Raw genomic sequence first — 25898 nt, forward strand, 5'->3', positions numbered from 1 at the left:
TCAGGCGGTCGCCAAACCCCTCAAAACCCGCATGGCTGTTGGCTCTGCGGGTTTTTCTTTTCAGGGGCTGTGGCAGTGTTTGTTCTGCGTTCTCAACGTTCTCGAGGGACGGTCGATTCAACTTCCGTGATCCGCCCTCTGCCAGAGGCTTGACGCCCTGGCCGCACCGAGCCCAGGCCGCCTGGGTCGCCGCCATGAACTGCCATGCCGCGTGGCAGGTGGCGTCAGGCAGTTTATGGATTGGCTTTTGATTTGACGCGGATCAATGTTGGGGCGATCCATCAACCAGTCTGTCATTGCTTTACCAGAGAATCTGACTGCCTTGGGTGTTGCCGATCGAGTGGGTTCAGTCCGCCCATGGCAGGTGGCGCGACAGTGCATTTGTACGGTTTGGCACAAATCTCCCGTGGAGGATGTTCTGATGTCACCTTGTGCTGTGGCACGTACCCATGTTCAACTTTTGGACGCATTCAAGGGGTCGTGCGCTCTGCTTGGCAATATGCAGCAAGAAAAGCAATTCAAGACAATTGTGGGGTGGAAGATCCGGCTGGTCTTTTCTTGAGGCGACAAGTTCGCCATGTTGATGTGGGGCGGTGAGGAAAGGGGTTTTACAGGTGCGGCTAGACCAGCAGATAGATTTGAACTCGATTGTTTTGCCAGGCCCCTCCAGCATTAAGACATATCCTTTGCGAGGTGTCGCAGGGACCAACTTTTTATCGCATTGGTCAGGCCCGGCTCACCAGTCGAGCAGTCGAGGTACGCCATTTTTAAGTGTGGCTTTGATGCCGCAAGTTGAGCATCGTCAGGCGCTCTTCAACTTTGGAAATGGTTGGAAAGATCGACTCTGCAGTGATGACAAGGCTATTTATGTCACACCTCCCAATACGCCGCATGAATGGCGGTTTGAGGGGTCGGTCATGGTGATCATGCTGTCAATCTCCATGAGGCAAATTGATGGTGTGTTAGAGGAACTGGAAATCAGCTCATCAGCGCTCGATTTGGTCAAGCCACTGGCTGAAAAAGGGTATAGCGATCCGCTGGTACATGATTTGGTTTTGCGGTTGTGGACAAGTTCGCGCACTGATATCGGCTGCAATCCCTTGTTTGTCCAAAGTGCCATTGTGTGTATCTTGCACAGCATCGCAGCGAAATGCTATGAAGTGGCTGGTGGCGCAACACGTCAGATCGCTGGTTACGATCTCAAAGCTGTTCTTGACATGATTGAGGATCGGTTGGACGAGTCTTTGAGTTTGTCGGCCATGGCCGACTTGGCCAGGGTGAGCAAATTCCATTTCATCCGCCTCTTCAGTGAAGAGACGGGGCGAACGCCCTACCAATACATTCAGCATCGTCGCATCGAAAAAGCCCGGCTCCTGTTGAAAACAACGGATCGCACGGTGGCCGACATTGGCGCCACAGTGGGTTTCCCAGACCCCCCTAATTTCTCAAGAACCTTCACCCGGCATGTGGGATTGAGTCCGACGCAATATCGATTCCAGGGCCGGTGATCGGCATGATTGCCCAGAGTCCACACCACCCGTGACACCGTTTGTTCCTCCGCCCCGCGGGGGGCGCCGAGCGTGGTCACGGCGCGGCCTGGCCAACCGCCTGGCCTTGATGGGATGGGGGGCGATCGGCCCTTCTACCGTGACAGGCCGATCGTCTGTCGGTCTCCTGCACAGGGCTGGGAAAGCCAAGCGATTGCCAGCAGGGCTTTGGCTCCCTGGCAGGGACCGTTTTGCTCAGAAGCTTTCCCAGTTGTCGTCCGTCCCGTTGCGCTTGAACTCCGGTGGGACTTGGCTCAAGGCGGGCTGATTGCGGGTACCGGAACCCAGTGCGCCGGCCGAGGCGCGCCCCGGGTTGTTTGCGACGACGGTCATCTTGGGTGGCGTCGCACGAGTGGGGCTTGCAGCAGACAACAAGTGGTCGGTCGCCGGGTGCGCTGCAGCCAGCTTGAAGACCGATACCGCAGCCACCAACTCGCGGGCTTGCTGATCCAAAGCCTGTGCCGCTGCAGCGCTTTCCTCAACCAGGGCCGCATTTTGTTGGGTGGTCTGATCCAGTTGGTTCACGGCTTGCCCAATCTGGCTCACGCCTGTGTTTTGCTCGACACTGGCAGCGCTGATGTCGCCCACCACGTCGCTCACCTGTTTGATCGCCAAGACCACCTCCTGCATGGTTTGGCCGGCCCGGTCCACGAGTTGCGTGCCTTGTTCGACTTGTGCCACGCTGTCACCAATCAGTGACTTGATTTCCTTGGCGGCTTCGGCGGATCGTCCTGCCAGGCTCCGAACTTCGCTGGCCACGACTGCAAATCCGCGCCCTTGTTCGCCGGCCCGTGCGGCCTCAACCGCCGCATTCAAGGCCAGGATGTTGGTTTGAAACGCGATCCCATCAATGACGCCGATGATCTCCGCAATCCGCTTGGAGCTGGCATCGATGCCTTTCATGGTGTCAACCACCTGGCCCATGGCTTCACCGCCCTGGTTGGCGATCTGAGCCGCATTGGCAGCCAGTTGATTGGCCATCTTGGCGTTGTCGGCGTTCGTGCTCACGGTGGTGCCAAATTGGTCCATGGTCGCTGCCGTCTGCTGCAGCGCACTGGCTTGTTCTTCGGTGCGTTGGCTCAGATCCGTGTTGCCGATCGCGATCTGCGTTGAAGCCGTGGCGACACCCTCAGCGTTCATGCGGACATTGGAGATCACTTGCATCAGGTTGTGCTGCATTTGATTCATGGCGGCCATGATGCTCACGGTATCGCCTGGTTTCACCTGGATGGGGGTACTCAGGTCGCCTGCTGCCACTTTTTGTGCGATTTCAGCGGCCGCATCGGGTTCGCCCCCCAGTTGTTTCACCAGGCTTCGGGTGATCAGCAGCCCCAGGCCGACGCCAAGCAACAAAGAGCCAAAGGTCAGTGAAATCAGCAGCACCCGGGCGTTCTCGAAGGTGTCGTTGTTGGCATCGACAAACTTCTTGGCATTCGTCGCTTTCAGCGCTACCAGATCCTGCATCGCCTGATCCATCTCGTTCACAATCTTGGAGAAGGGACCGAACAAGAATTCCACCGACTCTTTGTTGTTGCCGAGGCCTTCTTTTTTGGCGATGCTTAGCATTTGATCAACGACGGCAAGGTATTGGGGCAACAGGCCGTTGACCTTGTTGAGTCGCTCCTTGCCTTCTTTGGTGTGAATGGTTGATCCGACTTTATCCAGCTCTGCTTTCAGTGCCTCTAAATTTTTTTCAATGCGATTGACATTGATGGTGCGGCGCTCTTCGGTTGGTGATAATAAAATATTCCTGGTTGATCTGCCAATGTAGAGCATTTCAATGGTTGATTGCTTGAGTGAAGATACTCCGATCAATTCCTTTTCATAAAGAAACTGATCTCGCTCGTTAATTTGGCTCAGACTACGCACCCCGATGGCACTCACAATGGCACCAACGATACTGACTGCAATGAATGATCCAATGAGTTTATGAGCTAATTTCATCTGTTTTCCTGGTTGGGGATTGCAGGGGTGATGGGGCTGTTTGTTGAGAATAGGTTTCACGCATCGTGTAGCGCTGGGATGCGGTTAGTCGATTTTATGGGTTCAGTGAAATCTGATTTGATGCAGGTCAATTGATTTGATGGCTGTATCAATTGAGTTTGCACGCTGCTGTGATTGGTGTGGTCTGGCAGGCTGGGGTTGTGGTAATTTTGATTTCAATTCGCAATAGCTGACAAATTGGCAAGAATCAGCATTGTTAATGGCGTGATGGTGCTTTACTGGCCCGCATGGGGAATGACCGAGCAGCCGCCGCGGGAGATGGGCGATGGTGCTCGCGCGCTCTCCAGGCTTGTTGGCCTGGGGTAAAAAGACGGAGTTGAGGGGCTTTACATGCAAATCATCGAAGCGGACATCTGATCGATGTCGGTCGACTTGGCCCAGTTGAACAAGAGACTGGATTGGAGACTCATCGCATGGGTCGTACTCGCCTGGATGGGCCAGGTGGCACAGGCAGAAACTGCGCCTGTGAGGTTCCACCGTCCGGTTGCACCGAAGTCGTTGGCCCGTTCAGCCACTATTCACCGTTTGCGGTCGACATGCCCGCGTCAGAGGGGGCGCCTGGCTTGGCTGCACCGGGGGGCGGTCATCGACATCCGCCAGGGCCGCCAACAGGGTGGCATGGACCCTCGGTCTCTGGATCGGGGCCACTGTGGTCGTGTCCTGCACGATGCCGGACGCCAGGCCCTGTGCTGGCAATGGAGACAGCCCCGCGTTTTTGTTCGGCCGGGCGCTTGCGTGGTGAACGGTCAGACCTTGGGTTTGTCTGGCAACACCGGTTCTTCATCGCCCCGCACCTGCATTTCGCGCTGCAGGTCATCCGCGCCAAATCGGACCAGTTTGAAGCGGTCTCGCAGCCCTTCGCCTTCCCATGGGCTGCCGGGCCAGGGGTCATCGTCCCGCGTGCAGGCATGGCGCTCTGGCGTTGAAGCTGGCCTGGCCTGAGGCGATCCTGACCATGGGCTCGCGTGTCGCATGACCCGGGCTGTCCAACGCAGTTGGCGCACTGATGGCCTGGTGGCGCTGATCCCTGCAGGCCAAACCTTTGGGGGGGGGCAGGGGCTGCGCTGTTGTTGGACGGTCAGCGGACGTCAACCCGCCAGCGTTTGCGCGGCGCGCGCAGGGCATGCCGCCGGCGGTATTCGGCAGGCGCGATGCCGGTGTGGCGCACAAAGATGCGGCGAAAAGCGGCTGGGTCGGCATAGCCGCAGGCCACCGCGATGCTGGGCACGCTCTCGAGCGTCAGCTCCAGCAACACCTTGGCGCGGGCACAGCGCAGGCCGTGCAGGTAGTCCAGCGGCGATTGCGACAGTTCTTGCTGGAAATGCCGCAGCAGCGTGCGCGTGCTCACCGCGGCTGCCGCGGCCAGCAGGGGCAGTGAGTAGGGTTCGTCCAGGTGGGATTCCATCCAGGCAATGGCCCGGGCCAGCGTGCTGTCTCGCGTGGCCGGGAAGTGCTGTTGCGCGTTGGCCTGCAAGGCGGCCCGTGCGCGCTCGTGGTCGGGCCGGAACACGCTGGCGCACACCTGGCCCAGCTCATCGCCCATGGCGTGGTGCACCAGCGCGATGACCATCTCACTGAGGCTGTGGGGCAGGGCGCTGCTCAGCCACGGGCCGTCTGCCACCATGTCCTGACCCGCCACCAGGTGGATGTCCGGAAAGTCCCGTTTGAAGCCCGCCATGTAGAACCACGGCAGGCTGAGTTGCCGGCCCTTCAGCCGCCCGCTTTGGGCGGCCAGCCATGCCGCGTTGCCTTGGGTCAGGACCCTCTGCCCCTGGTCCAGGGCCAGGCCCACCCGGCGCGACAGGCCGTGGTGCCGGCTGGCCACGCTGCGGATGAAGGGGAGGTCTGCCGCATGGAAGGACGGCAGGAACACCGCTTGCGCCGGCCCTGCGGACGCGGCCGCCTGGGGCCCGGCAGGGGGCGGCGAGTACACCGCCCAGGGGCCGGGCAGGGCGCCGAGCGGTTGGCCTTCCGCGTCCAGTAACTGCCAGGCAAACCGCGGGCTGGACGCGCCGGCGCGCAGGCTGGCCAGCAGGTTGGTGCTGCGCAGCAAGTCGATGAACTGCAGCGCACTGCCTGCGGCCGACTCGGGCAGCAGCGGGATGTCGATGCGAAAGATCGGGGCCGTGGCGGATGGGATGGGCGGCGGTGGCATGGCGATAGTGGCTCGGCGATTGGCCATTTTCGCTTGTCATCGGGGCGTGGGCGACTCTTAGCATGGGGCCCTCGCGATCGTTTTTTTCTTTGTTCCTTCACGGATCTGCTGCCCATGCTCAAACACCTCTCTGCTGTCGCCCTGGCCACCGGCGGGCTGACCCTTGCCTTTCACGCCCAGGCCCAGGCCTTGGACCCCGCGGGCCTGCAGGCCATCGACACCGCCGTGAATGCCGTGGCACCCAAGATGGTCAGCTGGCGCCGCGACCTCCATGCCCACCCCGAACTCTCTGGTCAGGAGGTGCGCACGGCCCAGCTGGTGGCCGAGCATCTGAAGAAGTTGGGCATGGATGTGCAGACCGGCGTCGGCGGGACCGGTGTGGTGGGCACGCTCAAGGGCGGCTTGCCAGGCAAGGTGGTGGCCCTGCGGGCCGACATGGATGCCCTGCCCGTCCCAGAGAACACCGGCCTGCCTTTTGCCAGCAAGGTCAAGGCCAACTACCTGGGCAAGGAGGTGCCTGTCATGCACGCCTGTGGGCACGATGCCCACGTGGCCATGCTCATGGGGGCGGCGGAGGCGCTGGCTGGCATGCGGGCCAAGCTGCCGGGCACCATCAAGTTCATCTTCCAGCCTGCTGAGGAAGGTGCCCCCGTGGAGCCGGACGCCCAGGGCAAGGTGCCCAGCTTTGGCGCCAAAGCCATGATCGAAGCCGGCGCGCTTCGGGAGGTGCAGGCGATCTATGGGCTGCATGTGACGGCCAACCTGCCCTCGGGCATGGTGGGCTACCGCAGCGGTCCCTTGATGGCGGGCTCAGACAACATCCGCATCGAGGTCGAGGGGCGCGGCGGTCACGGGTCGTCCCCTTGGGCTGCGATCGATCCGATCGTGGCCGCCAGCCAGGTGGTGCTGGGCTTGCAGACCGTGGTGAGCCGACAGCTCAACATCAGCAAAGAGCCCGCGGTCATCACCATCGGGCAGATCCAGGGCGGCACGCGCTACAACATCATCCCTGACAACGTCGAGATGCTGGGCACCCTGCGCACCTTTGACGAGGGGATGCGCCAGGAGGCCTTCAAGCGGATCACCCAAACCGCGGAGTCGATTGCGGCCTCCAGTGGCGCCACGGCCAAGGTGCGGTTTGGCCCGGTGGCCTACCCGGTCACCACCAACCCGGTCGAACTGACCGAAGCCTCGTTGCCGGCGCTGAAGCTCGCGGCGGCGGGCAAGGTGATGATCATCCCCAAGGTGAGCGGATCGGAGGACTTTTCGGAGTTCCAGAAGGTGACGCCCGGGTTCTTCTACTTCCTGGGCGCACCGCCCAAGGGCCAGGATTTCAGGACCGCCTCGCCCAACCATTCGCCGATGTTCGACATCGATGAAGACCAGATGCCAGTGGGCGCTCGCACACTGGCGGCCCTGGCGGTGGACTTCTTGCAGCGCCGTTGAGTCCCGCTGGCGTGACCTGAACCGCGCCGCACAGGCGTGGTGTTCAGCGCGCCCCCCCGGTGGGTTGACCGCCGGTGCCAGCCGCCTTGGCACGGACCGGCTGGGGCGGGGCCTGGTGGGCCCGTGGGCGCCCCCGCCACCGTGACGGCTCGGGCTGCCCTTCAGATCCAGAGATCTGAGCTTTGAGCTCTGAGCTCTGAGTCTTGTGCCTTGTGCCTTGTGCCTTGTGCCGCTGCGGTCGGTCGTGGCCGGTGCACCGACCGCCTGGGACCAAGCGCTGCGTTGGCAAGCTGCTGGGGCCGCACGGCCGGCCAAGCCTCCGCCTAGCGTACCCCCCTTCCGCCGTCGGCGAGGCGCCCTCGCCGGGCCGTGGCCGCCGCGTTGCAATCGCTTCTGAATGCAGCTTATGTGCGCCAGCGCGTGGTGCGATGGGGGCGGGAGGTCTACAAGCGGAGGCATGCCTTCACCCTTGTCCCCGCTCCCCGCCCTCCCAGTCACCCCGCCGCAGGGCCTGACGGCCGCCACCGCCCAACGCCGTGGGCAGGAGGAGGGGGCCAACACGCTGGCGGTCAGCCAGCGGCGGCCCTGGCGAACCCTGGCCTGGGAGGTGGTGCGCGAGCCCATGTTCTTGCTGCTGCTGGGCTCGGGGGCGCTCTACCTCCTGATGGGCGATGCGCAAGAGGCGCTGATCCTGCTGGGCTTCGTGGCCATCATCATGGCGGTGACGGTGTTGCAAGAGCGCCGAACCGACCGGGCTTTGGGCGAGCTGCGGGCGCTCTCCAGCCCGCGGGCGCAGGTCATGCGCGACGGGGTGCCGCAACGCATCCCGGGGGCGGCGGTGGTGCGGGGCGACTTGCTGCTGCTGTCCGAAGGGGACCGCGTCCCGGCCGATGGGGTGTTGTGGCAGGCCCATGAGCTGAGCACCGATGAGTCCCTGCTGACCGGGGAGTCCGAGCCCGTGACCAAGCACGCCCCGACGGATCGGGTGCTGGCCGGCACCCTGGTGCTCAGTGGGCAAGGCCTGGCCTGCGTGCAGGCCATCGGGGGCCGAACCCAGCTGGGCCGCATTGGTCTGTCGCTGGACGATGTGACCTTGCAGCCCTCACCGCTGCGCGATGAGATGGCCCGCCTGACGCGCCGCCTGGTGGGGGTCGCCGGCGCGGTGTGTGGCCTGCTGGTGCTGTTGTTGTGGGCCCTGCGGGGCGATGTCTTGGCGGCGGTTCTCGCCGGCATCACCCTGGCCATGGGCCTGCTGCCGCAGGAGTTGCCAGTGATCCTGATCGTCTTCCTGGCCCTGGCGGCGCGACGTCTGGCCCAGCAGCAGGTGCTGACCCGACGCCTGAGCGCCATCGAGACGCTGGGCCAGACCACGGTGCTGTGCGTCGACAAGACCGGTACCCTGACCTGCAACCGCATGTCGGTGCAGGTCCTGGTGGCGGGGGAGTCCGAATGGGCGGTGCCTGCCCTCGGGGACACGGCCTTGCCCGAGGCCTTTCACCCGCTGCTGGCGTGCGCCGTGCTGGCCAGCGAGGTCCGCCCGCACGATCCCATGGAACTGGCCTTGCAGCGCCTCGCGACCCAGCACCTCGCGGCATCCGATCCGCTGCCCCCGTCATGGCAGTTGGCGCGTGAGTACGAGTTGTCGCCCGCCTTGATGGCCATGAGCCACCTGTGGCGGGACCCTTCGGCGCCGCAGGACCGGGTGGCGAGCAAGGGCGCACCCGAGGCCGTGGTGGCGCTGTGTCACCTGCCCGCGGCCCAGGCCCAGCGCGTGCAGCAGCAGGCTGCGGCCTTGGCCGACCGCGGCCTGCGGGTGCTGGGGGTGGCCCAGGCCCGCCACCCGAAGGGGCCGGACTGGCCCGCGCAGCAACACGACTTTGATTTCGAGTGGCTGGGTTTGGTGGGGCTGGCTGACCCCCTGCGCCCCGAGGTGCCTGCCGCTGTCGCGCGCTGCCAGCGCGCGGGCATCCGGGTGGTGATGATCACGGGCGACCACCCCGGCACGGCCTTGGCCATCGCGGCCCAGGCCGGCATATCGGCCCAGGCGGTGATCACGGGCGACACGCTGGACACCCTGTCCGCGCCGGATCTGGCCCAGCGGCTGGCCCACACGCAGGTCTTTGCGCGCGTCAAGCCGCAGCAAAAACTGGCCTTGGTGCAGGCGCTGCAGGCACAGGGCGAGGTGGTCGCGATGACGGGTGATGGCGTCAACGATGCCCCCGCCCTCAAGGCGGCGCACATCGGCATGGCGATGGGCCTGCGTGGCACCGATGTGGCCCGCGAAGCCGCCTCCCTGGTGCTGTTGAATGACGATTTCCATGCCATCGTGGCGGCCATTGAACAGGGGCGCCGCACCTTTGCCAACCTGCGCCAGGCCATGGTCTACACCTTGGCCGTGCACCTGCCCATCATCGGTTTGGCCCTGTGGCCGGCGGCGCTGGGCTGGCCGCTGGTGCTGACCCCCTTGCACATCGCTTTCCTGGAGTTGCTGATTGACCCAGCGTGTTCGCTGGTGTTCGAAGCCGAAGCCAGTGCACAGGACTGGATGGCCCAAGCACCCCGTCGCGTGAAGGCCCCCTTGCTCTCCACCGAGGCGGTGCGCTGGAGCCTGTGGCAGGGCGCCTGCGTCACGGCCTGGGTGTTGGGCTGGTATGGCGGTTTGACCTGGCTTGTGCCGTCCTCGACCACGGCCAGCACCGCGGCGTTCGGGGTGCTGGTCATGGCGAATGCCGCCTTGATCCTGCCTTGTCGCTCCGACCAACCGGGCTGGCGCGGCAGCTTTCGCGGCTTGCCGCGGGTCAGTGCCTGGGTCTTGCTGGGCACCCTGTTGGCCCTGGCCCTGGTCACCCAGGTGCCGCTGCTGGCCCTGGCCTTCGGCTTTGTGCGGCTGCCCATGGCGCAATGGGGCCTGATGGCGGCCAGCGTGCTGGTGTTGTTGGGGGTGCTGCAATTGAGCAAGGAGGGGTGGCTGTCCAGCCGGGCCGCGCGCAAGACGGTGGGGGCAAACCTGGCGCCCGCTGATCCGCCTGATCCGGTGCCACGGCGCGGTGGCGAATGAACGGCGGTCGCGGTGGGGGCCGCCAGCGTGGCCGTGGGGTGCCCCGTTCAGGTGGCGAGCCGGTCGGGCAGCAGGCGGTCGTACTCCTTCTTAACCACCGCATAGCATTCGCAGGTGCGGCGCTCCAGCCCCGGGCGGTCCAACACGGTGATGTGTCCGCGCGCATACCGGATCAGACCCGCCGCCTGCAGTTGCAAGGCGGCGCCGGTGACCCCTTCACGGCGCACGCCCAGCATGTTGGCGATCAGCTCCTGGGTCATCACCAGATGGGGGCCGCTGAGCCGGTCCAGGCTCAGCAGCAGCCAGCGGCACAATTGCTGGTCCAGTGTGTGGTGCCGGTTGCAGACCGCGGTCTGGGACATTTGGGTCAGCAAGGCCTGGGTGTAGCGCAGCAGCAGGTGCAAAAATGGCCCGGCATGATCGAACTCATTTTTCAGGGTCTGAGCCCGCATGCGGTAGCCCATGCCGGCGCTCTGCACCACCGCGCGGCTGGGGGTCGAATTGCCCCCCATGAACAGGGCCACACCCACCACGCCCTCATGGCCTACCACCGCAATCTCTGCCGATGCGCCTGAGCCCATCACGTACAGCAGCGAGATGATCGCGGTGGTCGGAAAGTAGGCATAGCTCATCGTGGTGCCTGATTCGTAGAGCACTTTGCCCAGGGGCAGCTCCACCAGTTCCAGCTCTGCCATCACGTCGGCGAAGGCCGGTGAATCCATCGCTTTGAGCAAGTGGTTCAGGGGGGCGCCCTGGGGGGCGGTGTCGGGTTGTTGCATGGCGTTCCTGGGAAATGACGGCGTTGAGAGGGTGACAAGCCGTCCAGGATCCCCCCCTGTGCTGCTGTCCCGGTGGACAGTCTAGGGTGACTGAAACGTTTTGATATGTACGTTGCCGAACACATGGGCATTGTGCGCTGCCGTACCTAAATCCGTCTGGGCACTTTTGCTGCCGAGAATCCGGCAGGTCATGTTCAGTGCGGACGCCGCCGCGCGCGCGTCGCCTCGTCGGGTGCGCTCCTCAGCATCGCGGTGTGTGCTGGCAGACAGATCGCGGCCGGCGTGTCCTCCAGACTGCTTCTGGCTCCCTCGCTCAACCCCCTCAGGACTGTCGCATCGACCACTCTCTCGCAAATCGGCTGCTGGCCCAGTTGAGCCCGGATGAGCGCCGCCGCGTCTTGAGCCAGTCCCAACTGGTCGAGTTGGATGAGGCGGCCGTCCTGGGCCATGCCGGGCAGGCCCTGGCGCACGTCTACTTCCCTACCGACTGCCTGATCTCCTTGCTGACCCACCGGGTTCAGCCGCGCAGCTTTGAGGTGGGGCAATTGGGCTACGAGGGCATGCTCGGGGCCGCTGCGGCCCTGGGCGTCTCGGCGTCGGCGTTTGATGCGGTGGTCACCGGGGCTGGGCGGGCGTGGCAGATCGAGTTGCCCCATTTGCGGGCCCTCACTCGGGCCAGTCGCTCCTTGACGCTGCTGATGACCCGGTTTCTCTACTTCGAGTTGTCGCAAATGGGGGCGCTGGCGGCCTGTGCCCACTTTCACACCCTGGAGCAAAGGCTGGCCCGCTTTCTGTTGATGAGCGTGGACCGCTTGCGCGTGGCCGACCTGAAGATCACCCACGAAGCCCTGTCCCTGATCCTAGGGGTGCGCCGCGCGAGTGTCACCCTCGCCGCCGGTGCTTTCCAGGAGCAGGGCTGGATTCAGTACAGCCGGGGCCACATGCTGGTGCTGAGCCGGGCGGGCCTGCTGCAGGTGGTGTGCGCCTGCTACCGCCAGGACCTGTCCACCTACGATCAGGTGATGCTCGGGTCGACCGCGGCCCAGTAGGCGGGCCCGTCGCGCTGAGCCATGCCCGCGGCCTCACCGTCATGTGGCCTGGCGCTGAGGGGCAACGCACAGACCCGCTGGGTTGATCGCGCCAGACGGGGGCTTTCCGGTTGCCAGGCCTCCGCAGGCGGGCGCCCCAGGTGGCCCCATGAAACCCGTCCCTCCAACCTTGGCCGTGTGGCGCCAGACCCCGGGCCCGGGCGCGCCCTGGGCTGCCGCGCGGCCCCGCTCCGAGACCGAGGCGCGGTTGCGTGCCAACCTGCAGGAGTCCTTGCTCTGGGAACCGGAGGCGAACGCGCTGCGCACCGTGGTGCAGCGGGAGCGCGGCGTGGTCACGCGGGTGTTCAAAGGCTCTGGCGACCGCTCAGCAGGCTCACCAGCAGCATGACCAGCGCCACCACCAGGAACAAATGGATCAAACCGCCCAGGGTGTAGGAGGTGATCAAGCCGAGGGCCCAGCACAGGATCAGCACAGCAGCGAGGGTGTAGAGCATGTCTAGCTTTCGTCAAGCCCCCTGGGCAGCACGGGCCCAGGAAGGGCTTCCCAGTCTGGGGCGTGTGCCGGGTTTTGACTGTTCGCTGCAGCACATGGTCCGTCGCTGGGCGGCCGCGGCCGGCCCAAGTGGGCGCAGGGTATCCCAGCGTACCGACACGGCCCCAGCGCGGGGCCATGCTGGCTCAGCGCAGTCGGGATGGGCGGGGCCTTCTGGCTCTCGGGCCCACACCGCAACACGCTTCCGAAACCTTTTTCAAGGAGCCTCTTATGAATCTGCATTTCATGGGCCGCAGCACGGCCTTGGCCTGTCTGGCGAGCCTGATGTTCCTGAGCGCCTGTGCCTCAACCTCGCGCACCGAAGGCACCGGCGAGTACATGGACGACACGGTGATCACCACCAAGGTCAAGTCAGCGGTGCTCAACGACCCCGTTCTCAAATCGGCCGAGATCAACGTCGAAACCTTCAAGGGCCGGGTGCAGCTGAGTGGCTTTGTGCGCAGCCAGGCGGACATCGACCGCGCCATGACGCTGGCCCGCGGGGTGAAGGGCGTCAACAGCGTCAGCAACGACATGCGCCTGAAGTGAGCCTGCCCGAACTTGTCATTCAACGCTTTTTTCATCTCCAACCGGAACTCCCCATGAAACCCATTTTTCTCACCCTGATGACCACCGTGCTCTGGGGCGCTTCCAGCGTGGCCAGTGCCGCCTTGATGAGCAAACCCGACTACCAGGCCGCCCAGGAGGTGATCTCGCAGCAGTACAAGGCCGACCAAAGCAACTGCGGCAGCCTGGCGGGTAACGCCAAGGACGTGTGCCACCAGGAGGCCAAGGGCCGCGAGAAGATCGCCAAGGCCGAACTGGAGCAGCGCAACCTGCCCAGTGACAAGCACGCCTACGAACTGCGCCTGGCCAAGGCCGACGCCGCCTTCGCCGTGGCCAAGGAAAAGTGCGATGACCTCGCGGGCAACCCCAAGGACGTGTGCCGCAAAGAGGCCACCAGCCGCCATGTGAGCGACAAGGCCGACGCCAAGGTGGTCGAGAAGAGCGCCGAAGCCAAGACCGATGCGCGGGAAAAGATCACCGATGTGCGCCAGTCCGCGGACAACGACAAGCGCGATGCCGCCTACGCCGTGGCCAAGGAAAAGTGCGATGCCCTGGCGGGCGACGCCAAGGCCAGCTGCCACAAAGCGGCCCAGATGAACCGATGAACCCCGCGGCGCCCCCCAGGGCGCCGCTCCCCCTTGGCGACCCCTCTGGAAGCACAACCAGCCATGTCCACGACCAAGCACGCCCCCACAGGCCCATCGCACGCGCATGCCGATGGCCTCGATGAGTCCCATGCCGCCGCGTCGGCGCGCGCCGAGCGCAGCCAGGCCCACCTCAATACCCACACAGCGTCGGCCCAGCGCGTGCCCCTGCCCACCTTGGACGGGCTGGTGGACACCGTGCAACAGGCCTGGTTGAACCCCGGCGAGGACTGGGGTCACGCGCAACTGGAGGCCATCAAGCACCGCTCGCGGCAGTGGCGCGATCAGGGCGTCCAGGCCCGCCTGTCCGCCGAGGCCTATGTGAAGGCCCAGCCCTTCACGGCGCTGGCCTGGGCCGCTGCGGTCGGTGCGGCGCTGGTGGCCGTGCCGCTTTGGTGGCGACGTCGTTGAAGGCGCTTGGCAAGTGCCCGCGCCGCGCGCGCTGCCGCGGCCTGCCCAGCCCGGGGGGCCGACCCCGAATGGTTTCAAGGATGCCCCATGCGCCTGCTGAGCTTTGAACACAGCCTGACCACCTACTACGCCGACCTGGCCGCCTACGGCGTGGGCGTGCTGGGCTTGGGCCTGGCCCTGGGCGGGGCCATGTCGGCCCAGGAGGGGCCTGGTGTCGCCCTGATGGTGGTGCTGGGGCTGGTGGTGTGGACCCTGCTGGAATACCTGATCCACCGCTTCGTGCTGCACGGCCTCGACCCCTTTCGGCGCTGGCACGCGGCCCACCACCAACGCCCCGAGGCCTTGATCTGCACCCCCACCTTGCTCAGCGCCCTGGCTTTTACCGGCCTGGTGCTGTGGCCCAGCCTGGCGGGCTTGCCCAGCCCCTGGGGCCTGGCCTTGTCGCTGGGGGTGCTGACGGGGGCTTTTGTGTACTCGCTGCTGCACCACGCGCTTCACCACCTGCGCGCGCCACCGCTGGCGCTGCGCCGCTGGCAGCGCTGGCACCGGTGCCACCACCACAGCCCCCAGCCGGTCTGCTATGGGGTCAGCACACGGGTGTGGGACCGGCTGTTTGGCAGCGCGGGTCGCTGAGTGTCCGGTGTGCTGACCCGGTTGCAATCGCTGACCGATGCGGCGCGGTCGGCGGTCCGCAAAGCGCTGTGGCGCACAGACCCGCAGCGGGCGCCGCTGCAGACTGCTTCTTTCACCTACAGAAAGTCACCCATGACCTCCGATCAGGCATTGCAGAAGGCGGTACAGGACGAGCTGGGATGGGATCCCTCGCTCAACGCGACCCACATCGGGGTGGCCGTGGGGCAGGGCGTGGTCACGCTGAGTGGGCAAGTGGACAGCTTTGCCGAAAAGTGGGCCGCCGAGAGCGCCGCCCAGCGGGTGGACGGTGTGCGGGCCCTGGCTGTCGAGCTCACCGTGCAACTGCCCAGCACCGCGGAGCGCGCCGACTCCGAGATCGCGCGCGCCGTCATCGCCACGTTGGACTGGCTGACCCAGTTGCCGCCCAGTTCGGTGGCGGTGGTGGTCGAGCAAGGCCAGGTCACCCTCCAGGGCACGCTGGATTGGGATTTCCAACGCCAACTCGCCGCCGCGGCCGTGCGCCATTTGTGGGGCGTGCGGGGGCTGCACAACCAGATCGTGCTCAAACCCCTGTTGCAGCTGCGGGCGATCAAGGCCGACATTGAATCCGCGCTGCGGCGCCGCGCCGAGCTGGACGCCCGAGAGATCCAGGTGCTCGTGGAGGGCAGCAAGGTCATGCTCAGTGGCCGGGTGCACAGCTGGTCCGAGCGCAACCTGGCCACCCATGCTGCCTGGGGCACACCCGGCGTGCACCAGGTGGTGGATCAACTCAGTTTCAACTGAGCCCCCGGTGCCGCGGCGGAAGGGCGTTCAGGCCCGCCGCTGCGGTGGCGGGTGCACTCAGTCCCTCCGATTCGCACCCCCTGGGGTGCCGCCACCAAGGATTGCCATGAACGACTACCCCGAATCTCCCTGCTTTGTTTACGACACCCGTGAGCAAGCCGAGCAGGCCATCCAGACCCTGGACCACGGCGGCGTGTCCCTGTCCGTGCTGTCGCTGATCGGCAAGGGCTACCACAGCGAAGAGCACCCGGTCGGCTTCTACACCCTGGGCGACAAGGTCAAGGCATGGGGCACCAAGGGCGCGTTCTGGGGCGGCATCTGGGGCTTGTTGCTGGTCCCCGCGGTGTTCTTTCTGCCGGGCATTGGCGTTGTGGCGCTGGCCGGGCCCGTGGTGCTGACCCTGGTTGGCGTGCTCGAGGGCGCGGCGCTGGTGGGCGGTCTCTCGGCTTTGGGCGCGGCCCTGAGCCAACTGGGCGTGCCCAAGGCGATGGCACTCAAGTTTGAAACCGCACTCAAGGTCGACAAGTACCTGCTGCTGGTGCACGGCAGCGCCGAAGAGCAGGCCCGGGCGCGCGAGTTGCTGCCGTGGTCGACCATGCGTCAGCAGGTGGCCTGAGCATGGCCGCCCCGAACCAACCCACGCCAGTGCCCTGCCCGGACGACGGGGCCCACCTGCATGAAGGCTCCGAGACCGTGCGCTTTCTGGTCGTCACGGTGGCGGGGGCGGTCGATGCCAGCATCAGCCGCCAGGCCCTGCGTCACCGCTTTGCGGCGGGCGAATCCAGCGCCGACCTGTTGCCGACGTACCGCGCGCACAAGGCACAGATCCATGCCGCGGTGACGCACCGCCTGCAACAGGGCGCACACGCCCCCGTGATGCTGCGCGAGGCCGATTTTCCGCGGCACGGCGGTGGCGACCACTGAGCCTTCGCGGCCAGTGGTGCCCCTGCATCAATTCCCCCTGAACCCTTTGGCAGATGCCTAGAAAGGCCCCCCGATGTCCCACAAGCAAAACGGCAACAAAGAAGTCAAAAAGCCCAAGCAAGAGAAGAAGCCGGCGCCTGCGCCAGTGCCGGTGGCCGTGGTGCCGCCGGCCCCCCGGCGCAAGTAGCCTTGGGCGCGCCCGCGGCCGGGTACGCCATCGCACAGACAGCCCGCCTGGCAAGCCTCAGTCTGCGGTGTAGACGGGTGCCGAGGCGCCCGGTTGTCGACGCTGGAGCGCGCGCCGCCTGCGGTGCGCGCCCAGCCCTGTTGCCCAGGTCCGGGCGGGTGCTGTGGGCCGGTGGGCACCCGGCCTGGCCGGGCTGCAGTCCGGTGCCCCTGCCATGATCCCTGAACCCTCTTTGCTCGTCAGCCTGCGCACCCGACTCTGGGGGCGTTGGGCTGCACGGCGCCGTGCCTTCGCGGCGGCCCGGGCCCAAGCCGCTTTCGAGCCCCCGTTGCAGGCCGAGCTGTTCAACGGCGAGCAGATGCAGCGCCATGGCCACACCCTGGCGCTGCGCCACCAGGCCATCCTGAAGGCCGGGCCGGACCGCTTGCTGGCCCGCCTGACCGACAACGAGGCGGTGTTGCGCGACACCTATGCGGCGCTGCGCCACAGCGCCACCGCCCACCGCCCGGTGGTGCCGGCCGGCGAATGGCTGCTGGACAATTTCTACCTCATCGAAGACCAGATCCGCACCGCCCGGCTGCATTTCTCCAAGGGCTACAGCCGCGCTTTGCCCTTGCTGGCCGATGGCCCGTCGACGGGCTTTCCACGCGTCTATGACATCGCCCTGGAGGCCATCTCGCACGGGGACGGGCGCATGGACCTCGACAGCCTGCACCGCCTGATTCAGGCCTACCAGGGGGTGGACCTGCTGCGCCTGGGGGAGCTGTGGGCGATCCCCATCATGTTGCGCCTGGCCATGATCGAGAACCTGCGCCGGGTCGGTGCGCGCATCGCCCAAGGCATGGCGGAGCGCAACCAGGCCTCGGTGTGGGCCGACCAGATGAGCCTGGTCGCGCAGGCCGACCCCAAGGGCCTGATCCTGGTGGTGGCCGACATGGCGCGCTCCGACCCGCCGCTGGCCCATGCGTTCGTGGCGGAGCTGGTGCGGCGCCTGCGCGGTCAGGGGGCGTCGCTGGCCATGCCGCTCAGCTGGATCGAGCAGCGCCTGGCCGAGACCGGCCAGAGCACCGAGCAGGTGGTCCAGGCCGAAACCCAGCGGCAGGCGGCCAGCCAACTGTCCATCAGCAACAGCATTGCGAGCCTGCGGGCGCTCGACGCCACCGACTGGCGCGAGTTTGTCGAAGCCTCCAGCGCCGTCGAGCACACCTTGCGCGACGACCCGGAGGGCGTCTACGGCCGGATGGACTTTGCCACCCGCGACCACTACCGACATGCGGTGGAGCGCCTGGCCCGCCGGGCGGGGTGCGCCGAGATCGACATCGCGCGCCACGCGGTTCTGCTGGCGCGCCAGGCCCACCGGCCTACCCATCCGCCAGCCAATCCGCCAGCCGATCCTCCAGCCGATCCGCCGGCGCACCCGCCGGCGCACCCGCCGTCCCCGCCGGCGGCGGCCCCAAGCCCCGGCCCGCGCGCGGCGGACCCCCGCCTGGCCCATGTCGGCCATTACCTCATCGGCCAGGGGCAGGCGGCCCTGCAAGCGCCCCGGCACGGGTGGAGCCGCCTGCGCCGGGGCCTGACACGCCGACCCCTGACCCTGTACCTGGGCGCGGTGTGTGGCCTGACGGCGTTCATGGTGCTGCACATGCGCGTCGGCTTGCCCCTGTCGGGGCTGGCTTGGGGCGTCTTCAGCAGCCTGTTGCTGACCCTGGGCTGCAGCCAGCTGGCCCTGTCGATCGTCAACTGGGGCCTGATGCTGTGCACCCAGCCCCAGCGGCTGCCGCGCATGGCCGCGCCCCAGGGCCTGCCGGCGACGGCCCGCACCCTGGTGGTGCCGGCCTTGCTCAGCACCCCCGAGTCCGCCGACCGGCTGGTCGAGGCCCTGGAGCTGCGCTTCCTGGGCAACCAGGACCCCGAGCTGTTCTTTGGCCTGCTGACCGATTTTGACGATGCCCCGGCCGCGGTGCAGCCCGGGGATGCCGCCGCCCTGGCGCGCCTGGCCCGCGGGCTGGAGGCCCTCAACCTGCGCCACGGCAGCGCCACCCACCAGCCCTTCTGTGGCTTGCACCGTCCGCGCCTGTGGAACCCGTCTGAGGGCTGCTGGATGGCGTTCGAGCGCAAGCGTGGCAAGTTGGCGGCGCTCAACCACTGGCTGCTCAGTGGCGATGCCACGCCGTTCCAGTGGGTGCTGGGCGACCCACTGGTCTTGCGCCAGGTGCGCTACGTCATCACCCTGGACTCGGACACCCAGCTGCCCCGGGATTCGGCCCAGCGCCTGATCTGCACGCTGGCCCACCCCTTGAACCAGGCGGTCTATGACCCGGTCGCCCAGCGCGTGACCCAGGGCTACGCGATCCTGCAGCCGCGCATGGCCGCCACCCTGCCCAGCACCAACCGCAGCCGCTATGCGCGCCTGTTCGGTGGTGACCAGGGGGTCGACCCCTACACCGGCGCGGCCTCCGACCTGTACCAGGACCTGTTCCGGGAGGGGTCGTACATTGGCAAGGGCATTTACGACTTGGCGGTGTTTGAGCAGGCGCTGCACGGGCGCTTTCCGGACAACCGCATCCTGAGCCATGACCTGCTCGAGGGCTGCTACGCGCGCGCCGGCCTGGTCAGCGACGTCATCTTGTACGAGGACACCCCGGCGCTCTACGCCAGCGACGTCAAGCGCCGTCAGCGCTGGGTGCGGGGCGACTGGCAGATCGCCGCCTGGCTGCTGCCCCGGGTGCCGCTGGCCGCGGGGCGGCAGGGGGGCAACCCGCTGACGGGCCTGTCGCAGTGGAAGTTGCTGGACAACCTGCGCCGCAGCCTGGTGGCGCCCGCCTTGCTGAGCCTGCTGTGGCTGGGCTGGCTGGTGTTTCCGCCGGCCTGGGGCTGGACGCTGGGGGTGCTGGGCATCCTGTTCTTTCCGGCCCTGGCCGCGGCGGCGGTTCAGGCGCTGCGCAAACCGGCCGAGTCGCTGCCCACCCAGCATGTGCGGCTGATCGCCGTGGGGCTGGGCCGCAAACTGCTGCAGGCGCTGTTCACCCTGGCCTGCCTGCCGCATGAGGCCTGGTACAGCCTGAGCGCGGTGCTGCAGACCGGCTGGCGCCTGGGCGTGAGCCGCCGTCACCTGCTGGTGTGGCAGGCGTCGGAGGCACAGGCCCCGGTGCCCCGGCACCCGCGTTGGGCGGCCCTGGCGCAGCACGGGCTGCTGTGGCCCTGCAGCGCCCTGGCCGTGGCCGGGCTGGCCCTGTGCTGGAGCCGACCCCAGGCTGGCTGGTGGATGGTCGCACCGCTGTGGCTGCTGTGGGCGCTGGCGCCGCTGTGGGAGGCGTGGCTGCGTCGTCCGCCGACCGCGGACCTGGCGCCATTGTCGAGCGCGCAGCGCTTGTACCTGGGGCGACTGGCGCGCCGCACCTGGCATTTCTTTGAGACCTTTGTCACGCGTGAGCACCATGGGCTGCCGCCCGACAACGTCCAGACGCAGCCGCTGGCGGTGGTGGCCCACCGCACCTCACCCACCAACATCGGCTTGTCCCTGCTGGCCAACCTGGCGGCCTATGACCTCGGCTACCTGGGCCAGAGCGCCTTGCTGGCGCGCACCCGCCAGACGCTGGACACCCTGGAGGCCTTGCCACGCTTTCAGGGCCACTTCTACAACTGGTACGACACCCTGAGCCTCGCGCCACTGCCGCCCTTGTACGTGTCGGCGGTGGACAGCGGCAACCTCGCGGGCCACCTGCTGACCCTGCGCGCGGGGCTGCTGGGCCTGCCGGCCGATCCGGTCCTGAGCGACCGGACCCTGGCGGGGCTCAACGACACGCTGGGCGTGTTGCTGGACCAGGCTGGCGAACTGAGCACCAGCCCCCTGGGGCCATCGCTGCAGGCTTTGCAGACCCAGGTGAACGTCGCGCTCGAAGCCGAGGCGCTGTTGCCCCGTGGGCTCTGGCTGTGGCTGGGCCGCCTGGTGCTCAGCGCCCAAAGCCTGGCCCTGCAGGCCGAGGCCGCCGCGGCGGCCCAGGCCCACCCGGAACCGGCGCCTGCCGGGGGCGAGGTGGCGCACTGGGCCCGGGTGCTGGCGGAACAGGCCGGGGCCCTGCAGGCGGAGCTGTCGCACAGCCTGCCCTGGGTCGCTTGGCCCACCGCCAGCGTGCCGCCCGGTCTGCAGCGCATGCCGAGCGGGGTGCAGTTGGCTGCTTGGGCCGAGGCCGGCCCGACAGCGCCCGCGAGCACCACGGCCACCGTGGACCTGGGCATGGCCGCCTGGGTGTTGCAAGCCCGTCAGCGGGCCCGCGACCGTCAGCAGGATGGCCTGGCCCTGGCTGGGCGCCTGCAGGCCCTGGCCGACATGCCCTGGGGCTTCCTGAACCACCCCGCGCGCCACCTGCTGGCGATTGGCTACAACGTGGACCAGCGGCGCCTGGACGACAGCTGTTATGACTTGCTGGCCTCCGAGGCCCGCCTGGCCACCTTCATCGCCGTGGCGCAGGGACGGTTGCCGCAGGACAACTGGTTCGCCCTGGGGCGCTTGCTGACGTCGGCCGGCGGCGACCCGATCCTGCTGTCCTGGAGCGGCTCGATGTTCGAGTACCTGATGCCCTTGCTGGTGATGCCGCAGTACGCCAGCACCCTGCTGGCGCAAACCTGCCAGTCGGCGGTGCAGCGGCAGATCGACTACGGTCATCTGCGGGGCGTGCCCTGGGGCATTTCGGAGTCGGGCTACAACGCGGTCGACGCGGCCCTCAACTACCAGTACCGAGCGTTTGGCGTGCCGGGCACCGGGCTGAAGCGCGGCCTGGGCGAGGACCTGGTGGTGGCCCCCTACGCCAGCGCGCTGGCCTTGGTGGTGCTGCCGGTGCCCGCGTGTCAGAACCTGCAGCGCCTGGAGGCCGAGGGCCTGGGCGCACGCTACGGCTTGTACGAGGCGGTCGACTACACCGCCAGCCGTTTGCCCCGTGGCAAGCGGCGTGTCATCGTGTCGTCCTTCATGGCCCACCACCAGGGCATGACGCTGCTGGCGCTCGATCAGGTGTTGCTGGATCAACCCATGCAGCGGCGCTTTCTGGCCGACCCCGTGCTGCTGGCCGCGGTGCTGCTCCTGCACGAGCGCATCCCCAACCCGACGCGCCTGCAACACGAGAAAGCCGGACCGCTGGAGTTGCGCGCCCTGTCCGTGGGGCCCGAAATGCCCCTGCGCATCATCACCCGCCCCGAAACCCATGCGCCCGAGGTGCAGTTGCTGTCCAACGGCCGCTACCACGTCATGCTCACCCACGCTGGGGCGGGCTCCAGCCGCTGGAAGGACCTGGCCGTCACGCGCTGGCGCGAAGACGCCACGCGCGACGCCTGGGGGCAGTTCTGCTACCTGCGCGACGTGGCGTCGCAGCAGTTCTGGTCGGTCGGCCACCTGCCGACGCGGCGCGAGTCGAGCGCCTACCAGGCGCTGTTCTCGGAAGGGCGGGCCGAGTTCCGGCGCAGCGACCAAGGCTATGAAACCCACGCCGAGATGGCGGTTTCGCCCGAGGACGACATCGAGCTGCGCCGCCTCCACATCACCAACACGGCGCGCGTGCGGCGCGTGCTCGAGGTGACCACCTACGCCGAGGTGGTGCTGGCCCCCGCCGGGGCGGACACCCAGCACCCGGCGTTCAGCAAGCTGTTCGTGCAGACCGAGGTGCTGGCGGACCAGCAGGCCATCCTGTGCCAGCGCCGGCCCCGGACCGACAGTGAGCCGGTGGTGTTCCTGCTGCACCTGATGGCGGTGCATGGCGGCAGCCACGCCGAGGTCTCGTTTGAAACCGACCGCAGCCGCTTCATCGGCCGCACCCGCGACCTGGCCGCGCCCGTGGCGATGACCGACACGGTGCGCCTGTCGGGCACCCAGGGGGCGGTGCTCGACCCCATCGTGGCGATCCGCTTGCGCATCACGCTGGAGCCGCAGCAGTGCGTCACCCTGGACCTGGTCACGGGCATCGCCGAGCGCCGCGAGCAAGCCCTGGCCTTGATCGACAAGTACCGCGACAAGCACCTGGCCGACCGGGTGTTTGACCTGGCCTGGACACACAACTGGGTCACGCTGCAGCAGATCAACGTCACCGAGACCGAGGCCCAGCTGTACGGGCGCCTGGCGGGGCCGGTGCTGTATGCACAAGCCACACTGCGCGCGCCGGCCACCGTGTTGCAGCGCAACCGGCGCGGCCAGTCCGGCCTGTGGAGCTACGCGATCTCGGGCGACCTGCCGATGGTGCTGGTGCGGATCGCCGATGTGGCCCACATCGAGCTGGTGCGTCAGGTGGTGCAGGCGCACGCCTATTGGCGGCTCAAAGGCCTGTCCGTGGACCTGGTGATCTGGAACGAAGACCACGCGGGCTACCGCCAGCAGCTCCAGGAGCAGATCCTGGGCTTGATCGCCTCGGGGGTTGAAGCCAATTTGGCCGAGAAGCCCGGGGGCATCTTCGTGCGCCTGGCCGAGCAGATTCCGCTCGAAGACCGCCTGCTGTTCCTCAGCGTGGCCCGGGTCGTGCTGTCCGATGACAACGGCACGCTGAGCCACCAGGTACTGCAGCCTGCCTATCAGGACCTGCGCAAGGCCCCCGGGTCGCGCCTGCTGGCACGCAGCCCCGCGCTGGCACGGCCGCTGGCCTCCAGCGTGGTCCTGCCCACCGGCTTGCTGTTTGACAATGGCCTGGGGGGCTTCGCGCCCGATGGGCGCGAGTACGTGATCCGGCTCGGTCCCACGCAAGTCACGCCGGCGCCCTGGGTCAATGTGCTGGCCAACGCGCACTTTGGCACCGTGCTGTCGGAGAGCGGCAGCGCCTACACCTGGTTCCAGAACGCCCACGAATTTCGCCTCAGCCCCTGGGGCAATGACCCCGTCAGCGACACCGGGGGCGAAGCCCTGTACCTGCGCGACGAAGACAGCGGGGCCTATTGGTCACCCACGCCCTTGCCCTGCTCGGGACCGGGGCCGACCGTGGTGCGCCACGGCTTCGGCTGCACCACCTTTGAACACGAGGCGCAGGGCATTCACAGCCTGCTGAGCGTGCACGTCGATGTGGTGCACGCCGTCAAGTACTCGGTGCTGACGCTGCGCAACCGCAGTGCCCAGCACCGGCGCCTGTCGGCCACCGGCTATGTGGAGTGGGTGCTTGGCGACCTGCCGGCCAAGACCGGGCAGCATGGCGTCACCGTGCACGACGCCACCACCGGCACGCTGTGGGCCCACAACGCCTACAGCGGCGACTTCCAGCACCTGGCGGCGTTCTTTGACGCGGGTGACGCCAGCACGCAGGACGGGGTCAGCTTCACGGGCGACCGCTGCGAGTTCTTGGGGCGCCTGGGCTCCTGGCGCCGGCCTGCGGCGATGGAACAGGTGCGCCTGTCGATGCGGGTGGGCGCCGGACTCGATCCCTGCGCGGCGCTGCGGGTGCCCTTGGCCCTGGCGCCCGGGGAGAGCCGTCAACTGGTCTTTCGCCTGGGGGCGGTGGACCACCAGGCCCCCTGGCCGGAGGCGGCTGCGCGGCCGGCGCCCTGGCCGCGCAGCCTCGCCGAGGTTCAGGCCTCGCGTGCAGCCGTCGAGGCCCATTGGTCCGGCACCTTGGGCCGCCTGCAGGTGCAGACGCCGGACGCGGCCTTGAACCTGCTGATCAACGGCTGGCTGGGGTACCAGACCCTGGCCTGTCGGCTGTGGGCGCGCAGTGGCTTCTACCAGTCCGGTGGGGCGTTTGGCTTTCGCGACCAGTTGCAGGACAGCATGGCCCTGGTCAGCACCGCGCCGGGCCTGGCGCGGGCCCAGTTGTTGCTGGCCGCGGCGCACCAGTTTCAGGAGGGCGATGTCCAGCACTGGTGGCACCCCCCGGGCGGGCGTGGGGTGCGCACCCGGTGTTCGGACGACTTTCTGTGGTTGCCACAGGCGGTGTGCCGCTACGTCGCGGTGACCGGTGACCAGGCGGTGTTGGACGAGGTGCTGCCCTTCCTCGCCGGCCGGGCCGTCAACGCCGAGGACGAGGCCTATTACGACCTGCCCCAGCCCTCGGGCGAGTCGGGGACGCTGTACGAGCACTGCTGCCGCGCGCTGCGGCGGGGCTGGCGCCTGGGCGAGCGCGGTCTGCCCTTGATGGGCACCGGGGACTGGAACGACGGCATGAACCTGGTCGGCGTGGGGGGCCGCGGTGAAAGCGTCTGGCTGGCCTTCTTCCTGCTGGACACGCTGAACCGGTTCGCGCGCCTGGCCGGGGCCCGTGGGGACGAGGTCTGGCGCGTGCAGTGCCTGACCCAGGCCCACGCCCTGGCCCGCCATGCCGAACTCAGCGGCTGGGACGGCGCCTGGTACCGCCGGGCCTACTTTGACGATGGCACGCCGCTGGGGTCGGCCAGCCAGGCGGAATGCCAGATCGACAGCATCGCCCAGAGCTGGGCCGTGTTGTCGGGCGCTGGGGAGCCGGCCCGGGCGCGCCAGGCCATGCAGTCGGTGGCCGACCGCCTGTTCAACGCGGAGTTCGGCTATGTGGCCCTGCTGGCCCCCCCCGTTTGACCACTCGGAGCACAACCCAGGCTACATCCAGGGCTATGTGCCCGGGGTGCGCGAGAACGGCGGCCAGTACACCCACGCCGCGATCTGGGCGGCGATGGCCTTTGCCCAGTTGGGCGACGCGGCCCAGGCCTGGCGGGTGTTCGATTGGATCAACCCCGTGCGCCACAGCGACAGCCCGGCCGCCGTGGCGCGCTACCAGGTGGAGCCCTATGTCATGGCCGCCGACGTGTACGGCGTGGCGCCGCACCAGGGGCGGGGCGGCTGGACCTGGTACACCGGCTCGGCGGGCTGGATGGTTCGCCTGATCCTGGAGTCGTTGTTGGGCTGGCGGCTGGAAGCCGGCACCTTGAGCCTGGCGCCCTGTCCGCGCCCTGGCTGGGACGGCTTCAGCCTGACGTTGGCCCATGGGGCCTCGACCTACGCCTTGCAGGTCCACTGCCGGGCTTCCTCCGCGGCCAGCCAGTTGCGCTGCGATGGGGTGCTGCTGCCGGGGCTGAGCGTGGTGCTGGTCGACGACGGCCGGCCCCATGACCTGAGCCTGGACTGGTCGGTGCCCGCCGTCCCCCTGGCCGGAGCCTGAGCAGGGACACGGGCTTGGGCTGGCCGGTTCGCCCGGGGAGGGGCCTGGGGCTCGGCCTGGGCCGGGCTGGGCATAGGCCATGCC

Annotated in this window: 17 protein-coding genes; 13 read left to right on the plus strand and 4 right to left on the minus strand. The window is 67.4% G+C overall.

The features are described from left to right. The first annotated feature begins 638 nt into the window (after positions 1 to 638). Positions 639 to 1508, plus strand: coding sequence for a helix-turn-helix domain-containing protein (locus PSQ40_RS09265; RefSeq protein WP_273951075.1), 870 nt, complete (start codon positions 639 to 641; stop codon positions 1506 to 1508). Positions 1509 to 1742: 234 nt separating this feature from the next. Here PSQ40_RS09265 and PSQ40_RS09270 read toward each other — a convergent pair whose 3' ends face one another. Together PSQ40_RS09270 and PSQ40_RS09275 are read right to left on the minus strand one after the other, a co-directional pair. Further along, complete coding sequence (locus PSQ40_RS09270; RefSeq protein WP_273951076.1) at positions 1743 to 3491, minus strand: methyl-accepting chemotaxis protein; 1749 nt, start codon at positions 3489 to 3491, stop codon at positions 1743 to 1745. 1138 nt (positions 3492 to 4629) lie between these two features. After that, complete coding sequence (locus PSQ40_RS09275; RefSeq protein WP_273951077.1) at positions 4630 to 5706, minus strand: GlxA family transcriptional regulator; 1077 nt, start codon at positions 5704 to 5706, stop codon at positions 4630 to 4632. 114 nt (positions 5707 to 5820) lie between these two features. On the opposite strand from PSQ40_RS09275, the gene PSQ40_RS09280 reads away from it, so the two are divergent. Both PSQ40_RS09280 and PSQ40_RS09285 read left to right on the plus strand, forming a co-directional pair. Then, positions 5821 to 7152 carry an amidohydrolase gene (locus tag PSQ40_RS09280; protein WP_273951078.1) on the plus strand — a complete coding sequence of 444 codons (1332 nt, stop codon included), beginning with the start codon at positions 5821 to 5823 and terminating at the stop codon, positions 7150 to 7152. A 457-nt stretch (positions 7153 to 7609) separates the two neighbouring features. After that, positions 7610 to 10210 (plus strand): cation-translocating P-type ATPase, encoded by a 2601-nt coding sequence (locus PSQ40_RS09285; RefSeq protein ID WP_409338566.1) that lies wholly within the window; start codon positions 7610 to 7612, stop codon positions 10208 to 10210. Between the two features lie 47 nt (positions 10211 to 10257). Here PSQ40_RS09285 and PSQ40_RS09290 read toward each other — a convergent pair whose 3' ends face one another. Next, a complete protein-coding gene (locus PSQ40_RS09290; protein WP_409338567.1) occupies positions 10258 to 10989 on the minus strand; it encodes a Crp/Fnr family transcriptional regulator in 732 nt (243 codons plus the stop codon). 398 nt (positions 10990 to 11387) lie between these two features. On the opposite strand from PSQ40_RS09290, the gene PSQ40_RS09295 reads away from it, so the two are divergent. Beyond that, the gene (locus PSQ40_RS09295; RefSeq protein ID WP_273951080.1) at positions 11388 to 12038 is read left to right on the plus strand and encodes a Crp/Fnr family transcriptional regulator; all 651 of its coding nucleotides are present in this window, start codon (positions 11388 to 11390) and stop codon (positions 12036 to 12038) included. Positions 12039 to 12382: 344 nt separating this feature from the next. Here the strand turns inward: PSQ40_RS09295 and PSQ40_RS09300 are convergent, their stop codons facing one another. Next, positions 12383 to 12532, minus strand: a complete 150-nt coding sequence (locus PSQ40_RS09300; protein WP_273951081.1) for a lmo0937 family membrane protein — start codon at positions 12530 to 12532, stop codon at positions 12383 to 12385. Positions 12533 to 12816: 284 nt separating this feature from the next. Here PSQ40_RS09300 and PSQ40_RS09305 point away from each other — a divergent pair, with 284 nt between their 5' ends. From PSQ40_RS09305 to PSQ40_RS09345, 9 genes are all read left to right on the plus strand, one after another. After that, complete coding sequence (locus PSQ40_RS09305; RefSeq protein ID WP_273951161.1) at positions 12817 to 13119, plus strand: BON domain-containing protein; 303 nt, start codon at positions 12817 to 12819, stop codon at positions 13117 to 13119. 53 nt (positions 13120 to 13172) lie between these two features. Further along, a complete protein-coding gene (locus tag PSQ40_RS09310) occupies positions 13173 to 13742 on the plus strand; it encodes a hypothetical protein (protein WP_273951082.1) in 570 nt (189 codons plus the stop codon). 63 nt (positions 13743 to 13805) lie between these two features. Then, the gene (locus tag PSQ40_RS09315) at positions 13806 to 14192 is read left to right on the plus strand and encodes a hypothetical protein (protein ID WP_273951083.1); all 387 of its coding nucleotides are present in this window, start codon (positions 13806 to 13808) and stop codon (positions 14190 to 14192) included. Between the two features lie 87 nt (positions 14193 to 14279). Further along, a complete protein-coding gene (locus tag PSQ40_RS09320) occupies positions 14280 to 14825 on the plus strand; it encodes a sterol desaturase family protein (RefSeq protein ID WP_273951084.1) in 546 nt (181 codons plus the stop codon). Between the two features lie 132 nt (positions 14826 to 14957). Beyond that, on the plus strand, positions 14958 to 15608 hold the full coding sequence (locus PSQ40_RS09325) for a BON domain-containing protein (protein ID WP_273951085.1): 651 nt from the start codon (positions 14958 to 14960) through the stop codon (positions 15606 to 15608). A gap of 106 nt (positions 15609 to 15714) precedes the next feature. Then, the gene (locus tag PSQ40_RS09330; RefSeq protein ID WP_273951086.1) at positions 15715 to 16224 is read left to right on the plus strand and encodes a DUF1269 domain-containing protein; all 510 of its coding nucleotides are present in this window, start codon (positions 15715 to 15717) and stop codon (positions 16222 to 16224) included. Between the two features lie 2 nt (positions 16225 to 16226). After that, positions 16227 to 16532, plus strand: a complete 306-nt coding sequence (locus tag PSQ40_RS09335) for a DUF1488 family protein (RefSeq protein ID WP_273951087.1) — start codon at positions 16227 to 16229, stop codon at positions 16530 to 16532. Positions 16533 to 16933: 401 nt separating this feature from the next. Then, positions 16934 to 25234, plus strand: a complete 8301-nt coding sequence (locus PSQ40_RS09340; protein ID WP_273951088.1) for a GH36-type glycosyl hydrolase domain-containing protein — start codon at positions 16934 to 16936, stop codon at positions 25232 to 25234. Next, on the plus strand, positions 25206 to 25814 hold the full coding sequence (locus PSQ40_RS09345) for a GH36-type glycosyl hydrolase domain-containing protein (RefSeq protein WP_273951089.1): 609 nt from the start codon (positions 25206 to 25208) through the stop codon (positions 25812 to 25814). The genes PSQ40_RS09340 and PSQ40_RS09345 overlap by 29 nt, the downstream gene beginning before the upstream one ends. Positions 25815 to 25898: the final 84 nt, after the last annotated feature.

The organism is Curvibacter cyanobacteriorum, assembly GCF_028649475.1.
GTDB lineage: Bacteria > Pseudomonadota > Gammaproteobacteria > Burkholderiales > Burkholderiaceae_C > Curvibacter > Curvibacter cyanobacteriorum.

What these genes read in the sequence shown, in the direction of transcription:
- PSQ40_RS09270 (WP_273951076.1), bottom strand. Translation starts at nt 3,491, where the DNA reads ATGAAATTAGCTCATAAACTCATTGGATCATTCATTGCAGTCAGTATC.
- PSQ40_RS09275 (WP_273951077.1), bottom strand. Translation starts at nt 5,706, where the DNA reads ATGCCACCGCCGCCCATCCCATCCGCCACGGCCCCGATCTTTCGCATC.
- PSQ40_RS09280 (WP_273951078.1), top strand. Translation starts at nt 5,821, where the DNA reads ATGCTCAAACACCTCTCTGCTGTCGCCCTGGCCACCGGCGGGCTGACC.
- PSQ40_RS09285 (WP_409338566.1), top strand. Translation starts at nt 7,610, where the DNA reads ATGCCTTCACCCTTGTCCCCGCTCCCCGCCCTCCCAGTCACCCCGCCG.
- PSQ40_RS09290 (WP_409338567.1), bottom strand. Translation starts at nt 10,989, where the DNA reads ATGCAACAACCCGACACCGCCCCCCAGGGCGCCCCCCTGAACCACTTG.
- PSQ40_RS09300 (WP_273951081.1), bottom strand. Translation starts at nt 12,532, where the DNA reads ATGCTCTACACCCTCGCTGCTGTGCTGATCCTGTGCTGGGCCCTCGGC.
- PSQ40_RS09305 (WP_273951161.1), top strand. Translation starts at nt 12,817, where the DNA reads ATGGGCCGCAGCACGGCCTTGGCCTGTCTGGCGAGCCTGATGTTCCTG.
- PSQ40_RS09310 (WP_273951082.1), top strand. Translation starts at nt 13,173, where the DNA reads ATGAAACCCATTTTTCTCACCCTGATGACCACCGTGCTCTGGGGCGCT.
- PSQ40_RS09315 (WP_273951083.1), top strand. Translation starts at nt 13,806, where the DNA reads ATGTCCACGACCAAGCACGCCCCCACAGGCCCATCGCACGCGCATGCC.
- PSQ40_RS09320 (WP_273951084.1), top strand. Translation starts at nt 14,280, where the DNA reads ATGCGCCTGCTGAGCTTTGAACACAGCCTGACCACCTACTACGCCGAC.
- PSQ40_RS09325 (WP_273951085.1), top strand. Translation starts at nt 14,958, where the DNA reads ATGACCTCCGATCAGGCATTGCAGAAGGCGGTACAGGACGAGCTGGGA.
- PSQ40_RS09330 (WP_273951086.1), top strand. Translation starts at nt 15,715, where the DNA reads ATGAACGACTACCCCGAATCTCCCTGCTTTGTTTACGACACCCGTGAG.
- PSQ40_RS09335 (WP_273951087.1), top strand. Translation starts at nt 16,227, where the DNA reads ATGGCCGCCCCGAACCAACCCACGCCAGTGCCCTGCCCGGACGACGGG.
- PSQ40_RS09340 (WP_273951088.1), top strand. Translation starts at nt 16,934, where the DNA reads ATGATCCCTGAACCCTCTTTGCTCGTCAGCCTGCGCACCCGACTCTGG.
- PSQ40_RS09345 (WP_273951089.1), top strand. Translation starts at nt 25,206, where the DNA reads ATGTGGCCCTGCTGGCCCCCCCCGTTTGACCACTCGGAGCACAACCCA.